At 35.8% G+C, this 21,176-nt stretch carries 20 protein-coding genes and 1 tRNA gene; 9 read left to right on the forward strand and 12 right to left on the reverse strand.

Translation table 11 applies throughout. From position 1 onward, the window contains the following. Positions 1-106: 106 nt before the first annotated feature. Together DAY19_RS02155 and recJ are read left to right on the forward strand one after the other, a co-directional pair. Entirely contained in the window at positions 107-349 is a 243-nt protein-coding gene (locus tag DAY19_RS02155; RefSeq protein WP_114705541.1) for a hypothetical protein, read from the forward strand. Positions 350-395: 46 nt separating this feature from the next. After that, positions 396-2,126 carry a single-stranded-DNA-specific exonuclease RecJ gene (gene recJ, locus DAY19_RS02160; protein WP_114705542.1) on the forward strand — a complete coding sequence of 577 codons (1,731 nt, stop codon included), beginning with the start codon at positions 396-398 and terminating at the stop codon, positions 2,124-2,126. Between the two features lie 7 nt (positions 2,127-2,133). Here recJ and DAY19_RS02165 read toward each other — a convergent pair whose 3' ends face one another. From DAY19_RS02165 to rsgA, 5 genes are all read right to left on the reverse strand, one after another. Next, positions 2,134-2,673 carry a peptidylprolyl isomerase gene (locus DAY19_RS02165; protein WP_114705543.1) on the reverse strand — a complete coding sequence of 180 codons (540 nt, stop codon included), beginning with the start codon at positions 2,671-2,673 and terminating at the stop codon, positions 2,134-2,136. 10 nt (positions 2,674-2,683) lie between these two features. After that, positions 2,684-3,427: a hypothetical protein gene (locus DAY19_RS02170; RefSeq protein ID WP_114705544.1), complete on the reverse strand. Its 744-nt coding sequence runs from the start codon at positions 3,425-3,427 to the stop codon at positions 2,684-2,686. 14 nt (positions 3,428-3,441) lie between these two features. Next, positions 3,442-4,515, reverse strand: coding sequence for a hypothetical protein (locus DAY19_RS02175; protein WP_114705545.1), 1,074 nt, complete (start codon positions 4,513-4,515; stop codon positions 3,442-3,444). Positions 4,516-4,562: 47 nt separating this feature from the next. Beyond that, a complete protein-coding gene (locus DAY19_RS02180) occupies positions 4,563-5,024 on the reverse strand; it encodes a PilZ domain-containing protein (RefSeq protein ID WP_114705546.1) in 462 nt (153 codons plus the stop codon). 126 nt (positions 5,025-5,150) lie between these two features. Further along, positions 5,151-6,140, reverse strand: coding sequence for a ribosome small subunit-dependent GTPase A (gene rsgA / locus DAY19_RS02185; RefSeq protein WP_114705547.1), 990 nt, complete (start codon positions 6,138-6,140; stop codon positions 5,151-5,153). A 116-nt stretch (positions 6,141-6,256) separates the two neighbouring features. Between rsgA and DAY19_RS02190 the strand changes: the two genes are divergently transcribed. The 3 genes from DAY19_RS02190 to DAY19_RS02200 all read left to right on the forward strand — a co-directional run bounded on the left by DAY19_RS02190 (position 6,257) and on the right by DAY19_RS02200 (position 7,456). Beyond that, positions 6,257-6,333 (forward strand) — tRNA-Arg (locus DAY19_RS02190). A gap of 28 nt (positions 6,334-6,361) precedes the next feature. Continuing rightward, entirely contained in the window at positions 6,362-7,003 is a 642-nt protein-coding gene (locus tag DAY19_RS02195) for a hypothetical protein (protein WP_114705548.1), read from the forward strand. A gap of 81 nt (positions 7,004-7,084) precedes the next feature. After that, the gene (locus DAY19_RS02200) at positions 7,085-7,456 is read left to right on the forward strand and encodes a hypothetical protein (RefSeq protein WP_114705549.1); all 372 of its coding nucleotides are present in this window, start codon (positions 7,085-7,087) and stop codon (positions 7,454-7,456) included. Positions 7,457-7,492: 36 nt separating this feature from the next. On the opposite strand, the gene DAY19_RS02205 is transcribed toward DAY19_RS02200, so the two are convergent. The 5 genes from DAY19_RS02205 to DAY19_RS02225 form a co-directional block, all read right to left on the reverse strand. Further along, entirely contained in the window at positions 7,493-9,802 is a 2,310-nt protein-coding gene (locus tag DAY19_RS02205; protein WP_114705550.1) for a hypothetical protein, read from the reverse strand. Between the two features lie 136 nt (positions 9,803-9,938). Then, the gene (locus DAY19_RS02210; RefSeq protein WP_114705551.1) at positions 9,939-10,670 is read right to left on the reverse strand and encodes a tRNA-uridine aminocarboxypropyltransferase; all 732 of its coding nucleotides are present in this window, start codon (positions 10,668-10,670) and stop codon (positions 9,939-9,941) included. Between the two features lie 6 nt (positions 10,671-10,676). Further along, positions 10,677-11,015, reverse strand: coding sequence for an arsenate reductase family protein (locus tag DAY19_RS02215; RefSeq protein ID WP_114705552.1), 339 nt, complete (start codon positions 11,013-11,015; stop codon positions 10,677-10,679). Then, positions 11,012-11,653, reverse strand: a complete 642-nt coding sequence (locus DAY19_RS02220) for a class I SAM-dependent methyltransferase (RefSeq protein WP_114705553.1) — start codon at positions 11,651-11,653, stop codon at positions 11,012-11,014. The genes DAY19_RS02215 and DAY19_RS02220 overlap by 4 nt, the downstream gene beginning before the upstream one ends. 13 nt (positions 11,654-11,666) lie before the next feature. Then, entirely contained in the window at positions 11,667-12,284 is a 618-nt protein-coding gene (locus DAY19_RS02225) for a YkgJ family cysteine cluster protein (protein ID WP_114705554.1), read from the reverse strand. A 313-nt stretch (positions 12,285-12,597) separates the two neighbouring features. Between DAY19_RS02225 and DAY19_RS02230 the strand changes: the two genes are divergently transcribed. Genes DAY19_RS02230 through DAY19_RS02245 form a run of 4 tightly spaced genes read left to right on the forward strand, consistent with a single transcriptional unit; the run spans position 12,598 to position 18,759 of the window. Next, positions 12,598-14,079 carry a TolC family protein gene (locus DAY19_RS02230; RefSeq protein WP_114705555.1) on the forward strand — a complete coding sequence of 494 codons (1,482 nt, stop codon included), beginning with the start codon at positions 12,598-12,600 and terminating at the stop codon, positions 14,077-14,079. Beyond that, complete coding sequence (locus DAY19_RS02235; RefSeq protein WP_114705556.1) at positions 14,076-17,267, forward strand: efflux RND transporter permease subunit; 3,192 nt, start codon at positions 14,076-14,078, stop codon at positions 17,265-17,267. The genes DAY19_RS02230 and DAY19_RS02235 overlap by 4 nt, the downstream gene beginning before the upstream one ends. A 1-nt stretch (position 17,268) precedes the next feature. Next, complete coding sequence (locus DAY19_RS02240; protein ID WP_114705557.1) at positions 17,269-17,877, forward strand: TetR/AcrR family transcriptional regulator; 609 nt, start codon at positions 17,269-17,271, stop codon at positions 17,875-17,877. A gap of 33 nt (positions 17,878-17,910) precedes the next feature. Continuing rightward, the gene (locus tag DAY19_RS02245; protein ID WP_114705558.1) at positions 17,911-18,759 is read left to right on the forward strand and encodes a class II glutamine amidotransferase; all 849 of its coding nucleotides are present in this window, start codon (positions 17,911-17,913) and stop codon (positions 18,757-18,759) included. On the opposite strand, the gene DAY19_RS02250 is transcribed toward DAY19_RS02245, so the two are convergent. After that, positions 18,756-20,159 carry a tellurite resistance TerB family protein gene (locus DAY19_RS02250; RefSeq protein WP_114705559.1) on the reverse strand — a complete coding sequence of 468 codons (1,404 nt, stop codon included), beginning with the start codon at positions 20,157-20,159 and terminating at the stop codon, positions 18,756-18,758. The two genes, DAY19_RS02245 and DAY19_RS02250, sit on opposite strands and share 4 nt — an antisense overlap. Further along, positions 20,156-21,073, reverse strand: a complete 918-nt coding sequence (locus DAY19_RS02255) for a YihY/virulence factor BrkB family protein (RefSeq protein ID WP_114705560.1) — start codon at positions 21,071-21,073, stop codon at positions 20,156-20,158. The genes DAY19_RS02250 and DAY19_RS02255 overlap by 4 nt, the downstream gene beginning before the upstream one ends. Positions 21,074-21,176 lie beyond the last annotated feature (103 nt).

The raw sequence follows: 21,176 nt of genomic DNA on the forward strand, positions 1-21,176 counted from the left end.
ATAGTCGGCCTTTTGTGATTTAATGGAAATTTTTGCCATTTTTACTAAACTTATTCATCTATTCTTCGAAGAGATACTTGTTACATTTAAGAAATAAGGTCTATTCATGAAAGAATTAAACAAAACTCATAGTAAAAAAAGACTCATTAAGAAATGCCATATGTGTGGCCACATGCATGACACTGCTACAGAAGTTCAAAAATGTCATAGCTGCAAGAAGTCATTTCTTCCTTCAAACTACTTTAATAAGATTCATGCTTCTAATTCTCAAGAGTTTAGAATGCTTTTCTCTGAAGTTAACGACCTGCATGAAGAAGACGTTATAAAGGGTATTACCGTCATTTGGTAAGACTTTATTAATTCTCGTTCTCTACTTAACGTGATATCGTTCAATAATGGAGAACACAACACACACAAGTACTGAAAATACCTTTAATTTACACCCTGTCGTTCAAAGACTTTTGAACAAGAAAGGCATGTCTCATGAAGATATTCGTGAGTTTCTTTCTTGGGATTTAAAAGCTTTGCCCAATTTTGGGGAGCTCATTGATATTGATGTAGCGGCCAATGAAATTATCAAGTCACTTGATGCAGGTGAAAAGATTGCAATTTACGGTGACTACGATGTGGATGGTACAACTTCATGTGCTCTCTTCTATCAATTCTTTCAAAAATTAAATCGTGAAGTTGAACTCATACAACCATCACGTTTTATTGAAGGCTATGGCCTACATAATTGTTCAATTGATCGTGCTATTGAAGATGGCATTGATCTGATGATCACTGTTGATTGTGGTATCTCCAATGTTGAAGCCGCAGCTTATGCAAAAGAGAAAGGGCTTAAATTAATCATTACAGACCACCATAAAGATGGGCGTGAAACAATGCCAGATGCAGTGGCCGTTGTTAATCCTTCTCGTCGTGATGAACCAGCAGACTCAGACATGAAACCTCTTGCTGGTGTTGGTGTTGCATTTGCAATCTGTGTTGAAATTAGAAAGATCCTTCTTGCACGTGGTGAAGATATTCCTTCAGTTTATGATCTTCTTCAATATGTTGCTATTGGAACGATTTGTGACCTTGCTCCTTTAACTCCAATGAATATGAAGCTTGTTCGTCATGGAATGAAGCTGATTAAAAATACTCAATACGAAGGAATAAAAGCATTCTTCGATCCTACAGATCGTTCAAAAGATGTTATTCCAAGTGAGAAATTATCTTTTAATGTTGGCCCTCTTATTAACTCGAAAGGTCGACTTGATCATCCTGAGATCGCATTAAAACTTTTAATTTCAAAAGATTATAACGAGGCACGTGAGTACTATCACCAACTTGTTAATTGTAATACAGAGAGAAAGGCCATTCAAAAAGAAGTCTTTGAAGAGGCCCAACAACAAGTTATCGATGATATTAAAAGAGGTGGAGGAGATCACGATATCTCCATCGTCTACGCTCCTCATTTTCATGAAGGTGTTATTGGAATTGTCGCTTCAAAACTTGTTGAAACTTTTAAAGTACCTGCCATTGTTTTCAGTGATGCTGAAGATGAAGGTGTTATCAAGGCCTCAGCTCGTTCTGCTGGAGAGCTAGATATTTATCATCTCTTAAATGAGCATCGTGATTTCTTCTTAAAATTTGGAGGCCATAAAGCAGCAGCAGGCCTTTCCATGAAACAAGAAAATTATGAAGCCTTCAAACAATCAATGAATGAAAAGCTTCGCGCTATTCCCCTGATTCAAAGAACGGTACAGAACTTCTATGATCTTGAAATATCACCTAATGAAATCGACCCTGCTCTTCTAAGAGGACTTGATGCCCTTGAGCCTTATGGGATGGGAAATGCAAAGCCTATCTTTAAGCTTAAAGGAGCAATGCTTAAGAGTTATGATCTACTAAAAGATGTGCATGTTCGCTGGAACTTCACTTCAATTACAAATCAGAAAATTAATCTTAAGGGAATTAGCTTTAACTATATGACAAAATGGGGAGCGCTTACGCCAAATGAAATATTTGAGCGCCAAGCAGACCCTAATTGTGAATTAGAAGTCTACTTTACGCTCGCTTTAAATTACTTTAATGGTAATAAGTATATTCAACTGATGGTTGATCGAATTGAGATGAATTAATTAAATTCTAAGGTCTCTCAATGGTTACTTTTTCCATAACGATGTCATGCATTGGACGATCGTGCATACCTGTACGAACTGCACCAATCTTCTCCACAACATCCATTCCTTCAATCACTTTACCAAAAACAGTGTGGCGTCCATCTAAATGTGGTGTTGCACCTAGTGTAATAAAGAATTGAGAGCCATTTGTTCCAGGCCCTGCATTTGCCATTGAAAGAATTCCCGCACCTTCATGACGAAGTTCTGGAAGACATTCATCTTCAAATTTATAACCTGGTCCACCCATTCCCGAACCTTCTGGACATCCACCTTGGATAACAAATCCAGAAATAACACGGTGGAAAATTAGCCCATCATAATATGGCCCTTCTTTTGCTGAAGTCTTCTGTCTTCCCTCTGCAAGGTTAACAAAATTCCATACCGTTTCAGGACATTCCTTTGCATAAAGTTCAACTTTAAAATCTCCCATATTTGTCTGGAAGTTTGCGTAAATACGATCTAATTCTTCTTTGTGAGAATCTTTCTTTGTTCCTAAACCAAACATTGGTTACTCCTTAATATTTAATAAATTTATAACGACCTTTAACGAATGAAGGACGTTTTGAATTAGAATATATTCTAATATTTTTAACACTCTTTTCTAAATAGCTTCTTATATATAAAGACTCTTCTGATGTTAACTCTCCAGCTTCATCAAAGTAAGTTAAGTAACTAAAGTCCACAAAGAAAGCACCTTCATAAACTACATTTGCCTTTTTCATCATTGACTTCATTTCATCTTCTAGAAAACAAGTTGAAACAAAAATAGGTCTACCTTGCAGCATTGACTTAGAATTCATTAATCGTGAAAGTCTCGATAAGTTTTCTCGGTAGCTATCAAACCAGATAATATTAACATTCTTAAACTTTGGTCTTTTTAAATATCCACCTGTTGCACTTACAAGGTCATTTGCACTAAAAAAGATTTGCTCGACTTCTTTTAGTGTTGGACTTCGATCCATTCCCTTTGCCTTTTCACGGTAGATTTTGTTAAAGGCATATTGAATTTGTGAAGCATTCTGGTGATTGAGAGAAAAACTCGTCATTAAGTTTTTAATATTTAAATAACGGATTTGAGTTGAGCGAGAACATTGAGATGCACTTGAATAGTCACGCCATTGAGGAATAAGAGGAAGAAAGTATACTGCCGCTCCAGAGTCTCGATAATACTCATCTGTCTGAACTCTCTCAAAGTCACGCTCGACCACAGTTGAGCACGAGAATAAGATTGTTAATAGTAATAGCGAAATATATTTCAATTCTTAACCTTTAATTAATTTTGCTTAGAAAAGTATTTTAACATATCTTCTTTAATTTCATCTAATGACATATCAATTAGTGAATAAAAGCCTTCTTCATTGTGATCTAAGCCTCTTATTTTCTCCGTATCAAGATATAAACCTTGATCAACACAAATTCGATCACAGGCCAATGTCTTTAATTGCTCTGCTCCTCCAAGAAGTTCACTACCTTCGATCGTAACAAAAAGTCCTTCTCGATCTAGCAGTTTATCAACTGATGAAACAACAGCACTATTATAAATCATGAGACGTGGCTTTGGTTCGGCCGGAGCTGGAGTCTTTGCTTTAATATGAGGCTCAAGAGAGCGCCACTCCATAATCTTCTTTTCAAATTCAGTGACTTCAGAATTAAATTGTTCACGATCTTTTGAAAGAAGATCTCTAAAACCATCTATTAATTCTTTATCTTTTAAATCAATCCCATCAAACGGGATCTCTTCACTTGTTACAAGTTGAATTGTCTTTGTTAGGTCTTCGAGATACACATCCTTAAGCTCATTAAGGAGCCTTAGGTTCTCGCGTCCACTTCCAACAAGACATAAGTTACGTGCTTGCTTAATTGCATCAAGACAAGACTGATGCTCACTGTGATAAGTTAGTCTCTCATCATTTCTTAATGTCTTTTCATTAAGAGCACAAACATTCGCAGCTCCCATAGCATTGGGACGATATAATTCATTTGAGAAACAAACGAAGTCAAAGTCTTCAAAGGACTCAATTGAGTTTTTTAGAGACTCCAAAACATCTTCACCAAGTTTTTCAAAGATCTCAGGATTCTCTAATTTCTGTCTTTCTATTTCGCTGGTTGCATTAACGTTGAAAACAACTCGAAACGTGTCGGCCATTCGAGATCGACTCTCAAAGCGATGAGAAGGGGCAATAAATCTTTTGTGTACGCGAGCAATTTTCACATTCTTATGTGAAACACCACTTAAATCCATAGATGGATTAAATTCACCAAAAAGCTTCACATGAACACCAAGCTCAGTAAAATACTGGTAGGCGTCAAGAGCCTCTCTATCACTTCCTAAAATAGCTATTTTCATGGCCCGATATTATAAGGTTCAAAGCCTAATTGCAATTAGATAAGCGATTAAATGAACAGTGACTTCATCTCACCATTATCCACTACTGAATACTCTGAGAATGCATAGATAAAGTTAATGAACTGCTCCATGGCCTTGAATGAGTGCATTGATTTATCAAACTCACAACCATATTGCATATAAGTGACACCATCAGCTCCCTCTGTCAGTGCGCTATGACGAATCGTAACGATTACAGGAATATAAGAACCTTTAGTGAAGTAGAATTTAAGCTTGAGGTCTTCCCCTAGCTTAATTTTTGTATCTGTTTTCTCATTCCATGGAACATTAAATGAAAGTCCATCTTTTGAGATATCAACCATATTAATAGGATAAGAATAACCGTCTGACTCAATTACCGAGTAAGCTCCCATAAAATTATTGAAACAAATACGCTCAAAACTACGACGTTTCTTTTCAATATTTTCTTCTCTTTTAGCTTGGAAGTTGATTACTTTATTGTCAGACATTTCTACCCCTTATAACGATAAATTTACTGACTTACTTGTCGTCAAAAGGGAGAATTTCATGAGGTAAACATTAGATAAATTCGTGCTTGGGCAAGAAATTCCATACAAACAAGTTCATAAAATCAATCACTTAGAGTATTTTTTCTTCTTTTGCCAAAATGGGGTCTCAGAGATCTCGGAATAGAATAAATGATAGCTCTCAAGTCGAGAATGAATCATTAATCCCTCTTCAGTATCTGGATCATATTCCTCAGAATAAAAGGCACAGCCCTTATTGTGAGGCTCATGGGTACAATTTGAGAATTGGCAGTGGCGTGAGATCTCTTTTAAGTCTGGAAAGTACTCAATTAGTTCTTCAGGATCGATATCATCTAAAGAAAATGAACGTATACCTGGTGAATCAATGAGATAGAAGTCACCTAAATCAACAATTTCAGACCAAGTTGTTGTGTGAGAGCCCTTACCGACTTTCCCAACCTTCTTTGTCTTTAACTCCACTTCACCATCTGAAAGACATGAGATCGTCTCCGATTTCCCCACACCCGATTGGCCAACGAACAGAGCAGTCTTGCCCTTTAAAGCTTCTTTAAACTCGTGCATTCCACCTTTAAGATATTGAGTTTCATAATTCTGATCTAGAGCACAGATCTCAAAGTACTTCACTCCCAACTCTTTAAGACGTAGCACTTCGTATTGAATATCAAATTCTTCAGGGTCATAACCATCCATCTTATTAAAGACGACGATAGGCTCGACTCCCCATTGGAATGCTCTTACAAGGAAGCGATCAACGATTCCTCTTTTAAACTTTGGCCTTGCTGCACTTGAGAGTATGACCAGATAATCACAATTTGCTGCGGTAACTTTCTTTTTTGAAACTCTTACAAGAACTCTAAAAATCTCATTCTTACGCTCTAAGGCTTCCTTGATTAGATACTCACCCGTTTCAGGGATCGTCTCTAAACAAACATTATCGCCAACCACCAAGGTCTCCCCTTTCTTCAAAAGGTTACCAAGGGCAGTTGCTTTAACAACATCCTTCGTCCCCTCGATCAGACAGTCGAAGTCACGCTGATGAGAGCGAATAATTTTGGCCTTAATTGCATTTTCTGACATAATTTCCTAGTGATTTTGTATATATAAACTTTACCATCACTTCAACATATTTTACATCTTATATTGACAAATGTGGCATGTGCCATTATTTTAACTGAACACAAAGTCACTGTTACGCACTCGTAGCTCAGCTGGATAGAGCATCCGCCTTCTAAGCGGACGGTCTCAGGTTCGAATCCTGACGAGTGCGCCATTTTTCTTACGACTTTACACTTCAAAATATGAAACAAGAAACATTGAAATTTACAGTTATCCTAGGGGCCTTTTGGGTTTTCATTATGGGATTTCTCAATCTAATTCTAAAAGAAAACTATGGCCTAGATTACGACTCAGGATGGGCAATCAATTCACTTATTTTTCTATCAAGTGCTCTTGTTTTTAATTACACAACAAACTCTCTTAAGATCTCAAAAGAACATATCGCTTCTTACTTAAAGATCATTGCAATCTTTTTGGCCATTGCCCTTTGCATTGATTATATCTTTCCAATTTCTATTATTAAAAAATTAGAAATTACAAATTCAAAGATTTTATTCCCACTCTTTAGTTGGAATATCTTCGTTGCAAAATCTAGTGATATTATCTTTCAACAGATACTAATTAATATTCTAGTGGAATATTATATTAAGACTTTTAATCGAAGAGATAGCGTTAAATACTTTGGAATATTCTTTGCAATTATTCACCTCCCACTATTTTACATCTTTGGACTGAAGGCCCTTTATTTTATTATTCCTTCAATTCTAGGGGGAACGCTCTTTGCTTACCTGATTGCTTACTTCTATCGTGGCTACTTACTTTCTCTCGGCTGCCACTTCTTCTTCTATATCGTTCTAGGCATTGTCTTAAGATATTATAACTAATTCATATCGTAAGTACTTAATTTTTCTTTAAAATTACTTAGACAGTTCAAGAAAATCACTTCATCTGACGATATGATACGTATGAAAAGAATTAGCCTAGCTATCCTTACATTATCGACACTTGTAGCTTGCTCTCCTAGTTATGAGATTGCTTATGAAGTTGACTCATGCGTGAAGGAAATCGATACTCGTTACGCAAAGTCAGGTCGTACTCCAAGCTCTATCTATCGTGTTGATGATATTGTCATCAACGAGAAGAGCAAAGAGCCAGAGATGAAAGTTAGCTCATGGTCAAATTCGCAGTGGTATTATAATGGAAAGAAGAATCTTTCTTATTTTAATGATACAAAACTCTTTACTTACGAATCAGTCGATTGCCCAAGAAACTTCGGTGATAAATATCGTAAGAAGAATTTAGGAATTGATAAGAGAATTAAGAAAATCGATCTATAAAAAAAGGGCCTCATCAAGGCCCTTTTTATTTTCTAATTATTCAATACGTTTTAATAATCGATCATATGCAGTCTTTTTATAGCGCACAGAAATTACCTTCCAGATATCAACACTCTTATCTTCAATAATTTCACCATCTGGAGTCTCTTCCATATTTGCAACGGCCTGAGCTGTTTCATCAAACTCTGCATGTTTTTGAGCAGCATACGCTTGTGCATCATCTGCACCAAAATCAAACTTAAACTTCTCTGCCTTAGGTGCTTTATACTTACCTATTCCATTTCCACCTTTAGCTTTTGCTGCTAATCCATCTTGCTGACCAGCAGTCTCATCACCATTTTCTTCACCATCTTGTTTTGGTGGTTGTGATAAGTATGGAAGGGCCGACATAAGTCCACCTTTACCACCAGCTTTCTTATTTAAGTTATTAAAGCCCTTGCCTAAAGAAGCAAGTAATCTTTTCGTGCCTTTGTTTCCATTATTCTGTTTATTAATACGTTCTAAAGTCTTTTTAAGAGCCTTCCCTGCTTGCTTATTTATAGCATTTGCACTCTTACCCATTACATCAATCGCATGTTGAGTTTTTGGACTTATTGTATCAGCACCATTTAGCCCATTTGTTGCATCAACCATTGCTCCAGTAAACCCGCCTGGTATTGAAAAGCCAACATTACTTAATCCTTTCACACCATCTACTAAATATTTCTCAGGAGATGGACATGCTTTAGATCCATTATTTGTTCTAATTTTTGGAAGTCCTCCAACACACTCTAGTTCTGTTCCAATCTTTTGTGGTTGATAAGCTGCAAATCGAGTCGTCTTCTTAGATAGGTTCCTAGTCGCTACCTTTGTTACAGCTTGGGCAGACTTAAACTTTTTCAAAATTGATTCTATCTTTTTAATATTATCATCAATTGCTTTTGCTTCTGCTTTTGTCGCTTGTGAAGTTGCAATTGCTAGCCCACTAAAGCCAAGCCACAACCATCCTCTTTTAACACTAGAAAGCATAAAGTTTGTCATATATGCACCAGTTGGAATAAGATATGCCCCAATTAAACCAAGTAGAACTCCCAAAGAGTTACCCATACCTGCATTAGCTTTATCTATAAGTAAATTCATAACTCTTACATAGAAAGGACCTATAGTAGGCTGTTTTAAATTTGCGTGATTTTCATATTGCATTCCACCAGTTGTATTCATCGTAATTAATTTATAATTCGTACAATTAGTTTTCATTGTGGCATTAGCCGCTTTTAAATTAGCACTTGCAGCTTCCAGTGCCTTTAATTGTCCCGAAGTTGCTCCTACTGAAGAAGTCGTGTTTGCTGTACATTCACCTATAGCTGCAAGAGCTGCTCCACTTGACTCAAGAGAACAATTTGTTGAACTAGCTACTTTCTTGGCAAGGAATGTTTCAAGCTCACCATACTGGAGCTTTGATTCTCCAGGCACAACTTTTAAACCTTCAATTTCTGCAACTGAAACTGTCACTAGTTCACATTTCGCTGCTCCATCTGCTACATAAGTTGATGAACTCGCACCACAGGTAGCAGCTGCCGCAGCCGTTTCTGTTGCAGCTAAAAATGCTGCATTTGCTGATTGTGCACACAACTGAGCTAAAGAAAGTTCACTATTTGCAAATTTTGCAGCAATTCCTGCAGCTATTGCAAAAGCAGCACCAGCGGCAAGTTGAAACTTGGCCTTAGATTCTGCAGTTTCTTTCATCTCTTCGAGAATAGCTTTCTCTTCCTCAAGCATTTGCTGTTGAGAAACATCAACTGTTCCATCTTCAGAAAGACCTTCATATTCAATTTTACTTTTACGATCTTTTAGTGATTCGGTTTGTTTAAACATAGACATTAATTCATTACCAAGTAGAATTACGGCCCCCGCCACAGCAGCCCAAATATCATAAGGCTTTGAAGGCTGAAAGTAGAACCACATTTTCGAGGTAATATAAGCAATAGTCCCAAGGATAATAGGTGCGACAACGCCATTACCAAAGATTTTGAATAGGCCACTTGCTTCTTCTTTGTTGTATGTACCACTCATTTCTTTTCGTTTTTGAGTGATAGCATCCGTATCTGTTTCTTGTGTGTTTTCGAGTACAACAGTTCCATCATTTGAACGAACTTCTTGGGATTCCATTGAACCACCTGATGAACTTTGCTGCGGATCTCTTTCTGGCTCACCTTCTGGAGCTGGGTCCTCAGGTGCTTGCGCGTAGGCTTGAGTTGAAGAGATATTGAAACGGGCCAGTTCAATATTGATAGCAATATTTAAATTGATCATCGAAAAGATGATGGCCATGGTAAATAATTTATTGAGTACGCTTAAAGTTCTCATAAGATCCCTCTTTATTTAATACTATTTTATTATAGGGCCTTAAGAGATCCTAAAAAAGCAGGAACTTAAGTACAAACTGAGCAATTACAATCACTTAGTATAGTTTTCAAGTGCCAAATAAATGGGTTTTTTAGCCTTATTTGAGAATAAAGGAGCGATTCTTTTTTTCGCGCACCAAAGCAACCCTCTGGTTGTTCATTTTACGCCCGCGATAGCTTGGGATATTTGGATCAGAGGCAATATCAATTTGCTTTTGAACCATGGCCTTAAAGGCCGTAATCATTGAGTCTTGGCTTCCATCTAATTCTTCAACACCAAATTTTCCAAGTTCTTCGATTAGGACATGCACCGACTCAACAGTAGAAAGCGCCTGCTTATGAGGTTGGTGCTTAATGAGAAAGGCAGACTCTTTGTCTGATGAAAATGAGATACGAGGAAGCGTATTGATATTTTTTGATAGCTTCATCATCTTCTTGGCACAAGGCCAAGTTCCATCAATCACAAAGATCAAAGGCTTCTTCTTTGAAAGAAGCTTGATATCATCTTCAGTAGGAGAAGAGATATTAAGCGCATCCTCACCTGGGTATAAGACCATTGGATAATAGTCATCATCTTCAAGTAAAGCGTTTACTCGCTTATCTTGAGTAAAATCAATTCCCATAATGAGTTCACTATTTCCTAGAACTTTATGAGTCATTCGCCCAGTACCAAGTTTTTCCTTCTTGGCCTCCATCGGATGAATAAGAATCACAAACTTAGTATTTAAAGTAAATGGCCTTAAATGATGACAGACGCAAAGAGTGCTAGGCCTTGAACACCCCATGCACTTTTTGCGATATGTATTTGTGTCTTTTAAATCTTTTAACATAAATTATTATTTTACTACTTTATCCCACTCTTCAGTGCTGAAGCCACGTAATGTCTTCTTACCCTTTTCAAGTATTGGTCTCTTAATAGCAGATGTATTTTCTATTAGAAGTTTAATCTGTTGTGCTTTAGTTGCCCCTTCAAATTCATCCTTGATCTTTCTAAATGTTGGACCTCTTTTATTTGCAGGTAACTCACCAAAAGCTTCGTCCCATCTTTTTAAATCTTCTTTAGTTGGAGGAGTTTTCTTATAATCAATAAACTCGTAACTTGCACCTTTTGCATCTAAATACTTAAGAGCTTTTTTTACAGTGTCACAATTTTTAATTCCATAAATCTTCATCATAAATCCTTTTTTAAAATAACGACCTGTCGATTAATTATCTCAATACTGGCACCTAATTCTTTTGCGATAAAAGTAAAGACGTCCTCATTAAAAAATCCTACATGAGTCTCATCCCTTAGATACCACCAATTATTAAATTTATCTTTATCTTCTGGAAGAAAGTAAGTCATTACACCTAAGAGCCCACCAGGCTTTACAAGACTCCAACATCTTCTAATATCTTCATATGGACTATAGAAGTGTTCCCAAACCTCTGTGGAAGTTACAAAGTCGTAACCTTCTTCAACTAAGAGAGACTTATCATCGGCGTAGTAAATATCATAATCTTTAACATCGTGTCCTAGTTTTGCCATCTCTAAAGACAAAGTCGGGCCAGGGCCACAGCCAAAATCTAATCCTTTTGAAGGACGATGAAGTCTTTCATTTAAAGGTAGAATTAGGCGATTGAGAAAGTCCACATATCCTTGGTCGACACTATCATTATTATGATTGTCATAACGACTTTTTTCAATTTTTGCTTCTAATAATTTATTGCGATCCTTAAAAACATAAGAACAATTAAGGCACTCAAAATAATCATTTTGAATGGCGTGCGCGTAGAGCTGCGTTGAATTATTTAAGCAAAGTGGACATGGCATATTGATGTTTTTATTACATCATTAGGTCATTGAAAAGGTTTTTAAGCTGCTTTAGCCTAAACCTTTTGAAGTTTTTCTTCATTGATTTCGTTAGTTTTTCTTGAGAGATTCTATTGATTGCCTGGACAAGCATATGTGGAAGAGCTCCCCCTTCCCCACTTAAGTTAAAAGCAGCTATCGTTATTAAGTCTGGCTTTTTAGTCTTTAATAGGCGAATCGATTGGTAGTGGCCATTGCTTGTATCACAAGCGCTTGGATCACTAACGGCATAATTTGTACGACATACACTTGGTCGATCAAAGTAGACCTTACAAGCACCGTTTTCATCTAAGAAGACACAGCTCCTATCCTGGAAGTCCTGTTCAAACCAAGCTTCAGTACTATCTTTTTTCAAAGACTGCTTAACTAATTTTTCAACATCAATCTTTATTCCGTCTTCTAAAATGCTAATTGCAAGTAAATCAGCTTCATCACGATTTACAGAGACCTGAGTATGACAACATGCTGAACAGCCCTTTCGACAAGAGATTAATTCATTTACATCAGCATCAGCAATTATATCCTGAAGAGACTCATCAATTAATTCGTGGGAAAGTTGGGCACGTTCGGCAGAATCGTAGCGCTTGGCCATTCTCTCATAAGAAGCGATATAGAAACGTCGAAACTCTAATAAGTTAGAGAATTTCTTAAAAGTTTCTAATGCTCTTTGAGGATAATTCAGCTCAACCTCCTGATAAAGCTAAAGAGTCTTAGTAAGAGACTCAAATAAATTATATCGCATCAACAATGAACACGAACCAGGTAGGCAATAATCTCTATTTACAAACAGAACGTATTCACTTTAACTAACACAAAATAAATTACTGGATTTTTCTTCTATACTATCGTAAGATTCAAACAATCGTTTGAACTAAACATACGTTTGACTAAAACCTAGGATTTTTATGAATATTTTCAAGTACTTATGCCAAGGATTATCATCTTCGATTCTCCTCGTACTATTAATCAATCAAAGTATCCACGCAGAGACCATTACTGTTAACGAAGAAACATTAGTAAACTGGGCCGGCCAAGAGAATTTTAATCGCTTAAGGATATCTCTTGATGAATTAGCAAAGAAGCAAGAAAGGGCCAAGTATGATGAGAACTTTGGTTTTACTTTTGATGCCGAAGCAAATTATCAGGAAACAAAAGAGCAATCCTTTGTTCAATTTATTCCAGTAAGCTCTCCTGTGGCAGACTTTAAAGCAAAGTTATCAAAGAACTCAAAGTACGGACTTCAGTACGGTGTTGTGATGAATAGTAATCAAGTAACAAATAATCTCTATAAAGATGGGACAACAACATCAGCTGGAGCCTTTTTAGCTTTAGATCTTTATAAGGATTTCCTGGGTTCAACTTCTCGAGTACAAGATAAGAGCCTTTTAGTACAAGAAGAAATATCTAAAAGACAAAGATCAATTTCAGAGCATACTTTTATTCAAGAAGTTAGAAAGCTCTACTGGAAGATTGTGGCCAATAATGAATCCACAAAAATTGCACGTGCTCTTTTAAAAACAACAAAGAAACTCGAAAAAGATACAAGAAAGAGATTTCAAAGCAACATTGCTGACAAAGGTGATCTTGCTCGAATTAGCTCACAAGTTGAAGCACGTAATGGGCAACTCTATCTTTTAGAGTTTGAACGAAACGAGTTGATCAAAACTTTAAAGTCACTCTTTCCAGATAAATTAGGTGGTAAAGATCTTAGATTAGCAAATTATAATCTTGATAATACAGTTAATGATGTCATGGCCTGTACGCAGAAAATAGCACAACACATGACTTCCCTTCCTCTTGAATACACACAATACGATGAGATTCTTGGCCTTCTTCAAAAAGATTTAGAACTTTCAAGAGAAGTTAATAAGAATTATGACAAATCAAATCTCAAGCTAATTTCGCAATTTGAAGTTGTCGGGAAAGACTATAGTTATTCAGATAGCTTCAAAAAACTTTCAGATGAAGGAGATAGCCGTTTCTCAGTAGGTCTTCAATGGACAATGCCAATCGGTGGAGAAAAAGATAAAACAAAGGCCATCCAAGACGAAATTATTAGAAGAAGAAACCTAGCTGATTCACAAGAGGTAAAAGGGAAACTAGATGCATTTCATGCTCAAACATTAAGATCAGTTCTAACTCTTCAAAATGTAATTCGTGCACAAAAAAGAAATGCGAAACATCTTAGAGAAACGTTAAAAGATTCTAAGAGAAAATTTAGTCAGGCCCGTCTAACTTCACAAGATCTATTAATTGATGAGAACCAACTCCTAAATTCAAATCTTGATGAAATTAGTACTAAGTACCAAGTAATCGAAACAATTATTAATTATTTTACAGTTTTTAATCAAATTCCATGTAAGTTAAACAAAAGAGCACAACTATGAGTCTTGTATCAAAATTCTTTATAGAGAATCATAAATTTACAATCGTTGTTACCTTCTTCCTCTTAATCTATGGATTAATGGGACTAAATAAAATGACGGCCGAATCTTATCCGACAGTTTCCTTTGCAACTGCTGTTGTGACAACAGTTTATGATGGTGCATCGGCAAATGACATAGAGATTAAGATCACAAAACCGATTGAAGATGAAATCAGAACTGTCTCAGGAGTAAAGGACGTTAAGTCAACTTCACAGGCAGGGCTATCTAAAATTGTAATACGTGTTGATATGGATAATGTTGATAGCGTCGATGACGTTATGAGCGATTTACAAAAGGCGGTTGATCGAGTTTCAGACTTACCGACAGATCTTCAAGATGCTCCTCTCTTTCAAGAAGTTAATTCAGAAGAGATTCCAGTATATCAAATTGCACTTGTTGGACCAAATAATATACGAGAAAGAGATGCACTGGCTGATGTTCTGAAAGAAGATATTGAAGATATCAAGGCCGTTAAAGGTGTTACTCTTGATGGATTTTCTAAAAGAAGATTTGAAATTATTCTAGACCTTAAGAAATTAAACCAAATGCATATTGGAATTGATGAAGTTTTAAATAAGTTAAGACTTCGAAATGTTAATATTCCAGGTGGGACACTTAAATCAGAAGATGATCAAAAGCTTGTTCGTATTGAAGCGAAAGTTCAAAACGTGGAGCAACTTCGTAATATTTTAATTCGCTCTAACTTCTCTGGTTCAAATATCTTCCTAAAAGATGTGGCAAAGGTTGTTGATGGTAAAGAAGAGAGAAAAGTTATTACTTCTTATAATGGAGAAGAAGCTACTTTAATTACAATCTCTAAAAAAGCTGGTGAAGACACAATTCAAATGGTTGAAAAGATCAAAGAACATATGAAGGAATTTGAAAAGAGATATCCTGAATATAAGTTCTACGTTTATAACAACGAAGAGATTAAAGTTGTAAATAAATTAGAAGTACTTGCTTCTAACGCAATTTCTGGTTTATTGCTGGTCGTTTTCTTCCTCTTTATCTTTTTACCAGGAAGAATTGGTTTACTCGCTAGTTTCTCTCTCCCTCTAGCAGTATTTGGTACTCTAGGATTTATGCCTGACTATGGCCTAACGTTAAACGCTATGACTATTCTAGCACTCGTTATTGCCCTTGGTATGCTTGTTGATAATAGTGTTGTTATCAGTGAGAACTTTACAAGATTGATGACTGAAGAAGGATATAGTGCAAAAGATGCAGCCCTAAAGAGTGTTAAGTCACTATGGCTTCCTATTACAGGGACGGCCATGACGACAATTGCGGCCTTCCTGCCAATGCTTGTTACAAAAGGAATCATGGGACAATTTATTAAGGCAATCCCTATTATTGTTACCGCTTCTTTAATACTTTCTTTAATCGAGTCTTTTTTCTTACTTCCAATGAGACTTGCAAAATACTCAGGTTCAGCAAAGAAGACAGGTAAAGAAAAGAAAGCTGATTGGTTTGCAAAGTTTCAATCAAAATTTGAAAGCTTAATGACTGTTGTAGTTAGACACCGTTATATTTCGGTATTCTTCTTCACTTCAGTTATTATCGGTTCATTAGTCTTCATGGCAGTTGGTAATAAGTTTATTCTCTTCCCTGCGGATCAAACTGAAATCTACCTAGTTCGCTATGAAGCCAAAAGAGGAACTCCAGTTGAGCAAACTGAAGAATATATGCTTACAATAAGCAAAAAAATTAAAGAAAAGATTGGTGAGCAGGCCAAGCATATTGTTGGTTTTGCAGGAAAAGCTTCAGTTGGATTTTCAGACCCAAAGGATAAAGAGGGAAATAACGTTGGTCTAATCTTTGTCTATGTGAATGACTATGCCAAATTTAATATTGCTGAAACAGTAATGTTAAAGAAGTTACGTGAAATCAAGATGCCAGAGCTAAAGTCTCTAACTTTTGAATCTCAAGTAAATGGACCTCCTGTAGGTGAAGATATCCAAGGTACCTTCAGATCTAATAGTTTTGAACAACTTGATAAAATCATTGGAGAGATCTCTAATGAACTCGGCCAAATCAATGGAGTCCTAGATCTTAAAACTGATGATGTATTTGGTGATGAAGAAGTTTACGTTGATATTGACTATGTAAAAGCTGATCAATTAGGTGTAACAGCATCTCAAATTGGTAATGCAGTTAGGTCGGCAGTCGCAGGAAGTATTGCAAGTACAGTAACTCTTGATAATAAAGATGTTGATCTTGAAGTAAGATTTAAGAAGGCCCTTCGCGGAAAACCAAGTGATATCTTAAATATCAAAGTTATGGATAATCGTGGCAATCTCATTCCTCTAAGCTCTGTTGCAAAAGTGAGAAAAGAAGAAGGGACACCAAATGTTAAGAGATATGACTTTAAACGAGCAAAAACGCTTATTGGTTCTGTTGATAATATAAATACAACATCAGCTGCTGCAAACTCTAAATTAAAAGAGATCTTTGAAAGAGTATCTTCAAAATATCCTGGGGTATCACTACGTTTTGGTGGTGCTGCAGAAAGTACAGCGGAGTCTCTACAGTCACTAGCTGAAGCTGGTGTGCTAGCAATTATTGCGATTTTTGCGATCTTAGTATTCTTATTTAAGAGTTTTTTAAGGCCAATGATCATTATGATGACAATACCACTAGGCTTTATTGGTTTTTCAATTGCTTTTGCAACACCAATTCTAAGTGGTTACCCTGATCGATCACGTCCTATTAGCTTCCTGGCCCTTATTGGTATTATTGGACTTGCTGGTATTATTGTAAATTCAGGGATTGTTCTAATTAGTTTCATTGACGAGCTAAGACAAGAAGGTAAATTGAGTCTCGATGAAATCCTTGTTAAGGCTTCTGGACTAAGGCTAAGAGCAGTACTTGTAACTTCACTTACAACTGTTTCAGGTCTATTACCGACGGCTTACGGAATCGGTGGTTCTGATGCGATGCTTGTGCCAATGACAATGTCAATGGCATGGGGTCTTACTTCAGGAACGATAATGACTCTAATCTTCATTCCTTGTGCATATGCAATTATTGAAGATGTCACAATATTTGGAGAAAGGATTAAAAATAAATTATTCAAAAAAGAAAAAGTCGAAGTCGAATCAGAAGAAGAAATAACAACAGATGTAACCGCTGAAAAGGTTGAGGTATAAGATGACTATTTCAACTAAAGAAACCATATTACAAGTAGCAAGCCAGTTATTTGCAGACAGTGGCTACGATAATACTTCTGTTCGTGATATTGCAAAAGGAGCAGACGTAAATATATCTGCTATTAATTACCACTTTAAATCTAAGGTAGGTCTTTTTGCTGAGGTATTAAATCACAATATTGAAACCTTAAGGTCTCAATTCACAGAACTCTACTCTGTTGCAACATCAACTGAAGATTGTGCTGTTAGAATCTACTCTCACTTTGAAAAAGAAAGTAACACTTTCTATAATTCAATGAAGATGTTTCTAGTAAATAATCTTCCCTTAGAAGAAGATATTATTCCTAAATCATGTTCAGGTGAACAAAAAGGTCCTCCAGGAACAGAGATTCTCATGGAGATGATTAGGAAAGAGATCGACTTCAAGGGAGAAGAAACCCTTCTTCTATGGGCCGCTAGAAATATTATGCACAATATAATCATTATCTCTTTAGTCTCTCAGTCTTCTTTTGTGAAGATGATGAATAAAGAGGTTGCTCACTTCTCAGAAGAGGAAAAAATTGAGTCTATCCGAAGAAATGTGCGTTCAACTTTAAATTTTATCAGATAAATCCGATCAGACACATAGAATAAGGAATTTTCTATGTGTCGATTATTTGGATTTAGATCAGTAATATTAAGTCAAGTTCACCAAAGTCTAGTTCAGGCCGATAATGCCCTTGAAGTGCAAAGTCGTGAACATCCACACGGCTGGGGAGTCGCATACTATGTTAGAAACTCTCCACATATTATCAAATCTACATCTGCTGCCTTGGAAGATAAGATCTTTAAAAAGGTATCTGGCGTCGTTTCTTCACAAACAGTATTAGGTCACATAAGAAAAGCAACTATTGGGGAAACCAATATTCTAAACACTCACCCATTTCAATATGGCCACTGGACTTTCGCCCATAACGGAAATATTAAAAATTTTGATAAGCACAGAGAAAAGATTATTGAACATATCCCTGAGTATTTTCAAAAGTTTATTTTAGGAACCACTGATAGTGAAACCCTCTTCTATTTCATACTTAGTAAGGTCTCAAAAGATATCAATTTAAGTACTGAAGAAATAAATATCGAAGAGTTTACAAATATTATTAACGAAGCAATTAATGAACTAATAGAGATTGTTGGTGATTTAAACTTTGATGAAGATGCTCCACCGACAGAAAACTTCGTTTCATTCATTATTACGAATGGGAACCTAATGTTAGCATTTAATGGTGGAAAGAAGCTCTACTACTCAACATACAAGAATAAATGTCTTGATCGCGATACTTGTAGTAGTTACTCTCCAGAATGTGAAGCACCAACTAAAACAGGCTTTGTTAATCACTTAATTTTTTCAAGTGAACCACTCTCTGGTGATAATATTTGGATTGATCTAGGGCCTAAGGAAATTCTAGGTATCGATTATAAAATGAAGATTTTTAAAAAGACATTAGACTAAGATAGGTACTTATAATACTTATCCATCTTATAAATTTTCATACGACATAAAGAAAAGTCATATAGTACCGTTTCAAGTAACTCAGGATCAAGTCGAGACTCTTTAAATGAGTCCCAGAGAGCTTTATACTCAGAAGAACTGATCTCTTCATCTGCAAAGATAATATGACAGATCGCTAAATACTTAAGCTTTGAGTCCTCTTTCTTAATCCCTTTAAAAACTCTCTCAATGTACTTTTGATTTAAATACTCATTAATCTTATTTAGATCATAACGGTCATTTAAGACAAGGTTTATAATTAAAAGAATTTCTTCTTCAACAACTTTTCCTGCAACGATCTCATCGATATCTTTTATTACATCTTTTTCTCTACCATCTTTGAAAAAGTCAGCAAGTACATCGATTCTCTTCTGATCAAGAGATAAGAAGTGTTTTGCAAAGGTTAGAAATAACATATTTGTCATATCAAATAATGGTCCTTTGCTACCGGAAATTGTTTTGATGAATTTATAATTATCTTTGAATACTTTAGGTGATTGAATCAAAATGCTATGTAACCAAAAAGCTTGCTCAATTGTTTTGATTTCAAAGCCCTTATAATGACTTAAGAACCAATCCTCTTCTTTCTCAGAGATTTCACCATCTGCAAGTAGAATTATGAGAGATAAGAATGGCGCAATTGTCTCCCACTCATCATCATGAAATTCACCTAGATGCATCTTCTTAATAACAGACTTCATAGCGGCCAATTCTTTTCTATCAACGTTACCATCTGATTTAATTGCAGCGATAACTTCTTGAGAAAGCTTCTTGATTTCTTCTTCAGAGTAAGCATTTACTGCTAATACATTTTTAATATCGAAAGAATGAATTGGTATATTTGGCATATGATCACATATTGATCTTAATAAGTTTCTTAAATACGAAAACTCGGACTCATCTAAAACCCCATCATTTGAATATGAGATCATTAACGAAAATAAAAGAGCATTCGAATAGTCTCTTAATCCTGATTTTCTAAAATACTGTATTTTATAGAAAGTATCCTTAAGTTTTTCAAAGTCCTTATCTTTTATCTCTAACGATACAAAGGCTTCATGCAATACTTTAGGAGCTTTGGAGTTTTTAAGCTTAACTGCGAAAATTTCAAATAAACGACTAAAGAGCTGAAGTTTTTCCTCGTAATCACAGATTGAATTTAGATACTTAAATGAGCTTTTCCAGCGATCAAAGAAGTTTTGAGACTTATCAAGCTCATCAACTTTCTTCTCTACTTCATTATATGATAAGAAAACCCATGAATAGAAATATGCAAAGAAGTTCTTTCTAAGAACCTTATTGATGTGCAAGTCCTCACAAACTTCATGACACATTAATATGATTGCATCTTCCTTTCTCAACGCGACCTTCTTTTCTTATTATTAAAAATCTTTATCTTTGGTACATAAGTATAACATGCTCCTAGATAAAATGAGCATATGATAAAATATATCCAGATCATAGCGACTAAAAGGTTATAAAAGCTCCCATAGTCCTGAATTAGATCTTCTTTAAAATAACGTAAATATATCCAATAAGTAGATTTACCGGCAAAGAAGCACATCATAAAAACAGCTGCACCACATAGAGCATCTTTGTAGCTAACCTTAATTTGGGTAGAGAATTTGTAAACTAATCCAAAGGTTAAGATTGTAAATGGCAGTATAGAGAGCTCAATAATATAATAAAACGTACTTGCATGTTGTGTTACTTCACTTAATAAGCCTACAACGAGGTTTTTCTCATTTAAGAATGCTAGGGCCAAAAAGAATAGGGCCAAGAAAATACCAAAGAAAGCTGAGCGTAAATCATCCTGAATCATTCCACCATCGATATCAACTTTTGATAATGTATTGATACCAAAAATAAATGAAGTGCTGATACCAAGACAAGCAAAGAACCATAATACGAGCTGATGCCAATCGACATACGGACTTCTAATCTGTTCTTCGACAACCTCTCTTACAGCGCTTAAGATCGAACTATCAACCTGTGGAAAGTTAGAAAAAATCATTGATATGATATGATTTTTAGCGACATCGTTATCATTTAAGAAAGCACCAACGATTGATATTAAAATCATCACAGCTGGCCCGAAACTTAAGATGGTGAAAAAAGTCGTAGCTCCAGAAACAACCTCACCCTTTCTCTTTTTAAAAAGAAATATTGAGGCAATGAATCGCATTGTAAAAGACTTACAAAAATCTAAAAAGTCCTTTTCGATCTTATCCGGATCGACTCGAACTGATGTAACATATTTCTTTAACTGATTCACTTCTTAAGTTCCCCTTTCAAACTTAATCAACACATTATCCGACCAAGGGACTCGGCTTCTTTGCTTTCATATAGTTAATCATCGGAATTTTGCGAATATATCT

Origin of the sequence: Halobacteriovorax vibrionivorans (genome assembly GCF_003346865.1) — a bacterium.
GTDB classification, from domain to species: domain Bacteria; phylum Bdellovibrionota; class Bacteriovoracia; order Bacteriovoracales; family Bacteriovoracaceae; genus Halobacteriovorax_A; species Halobacteriovorax_A vibrionivorans.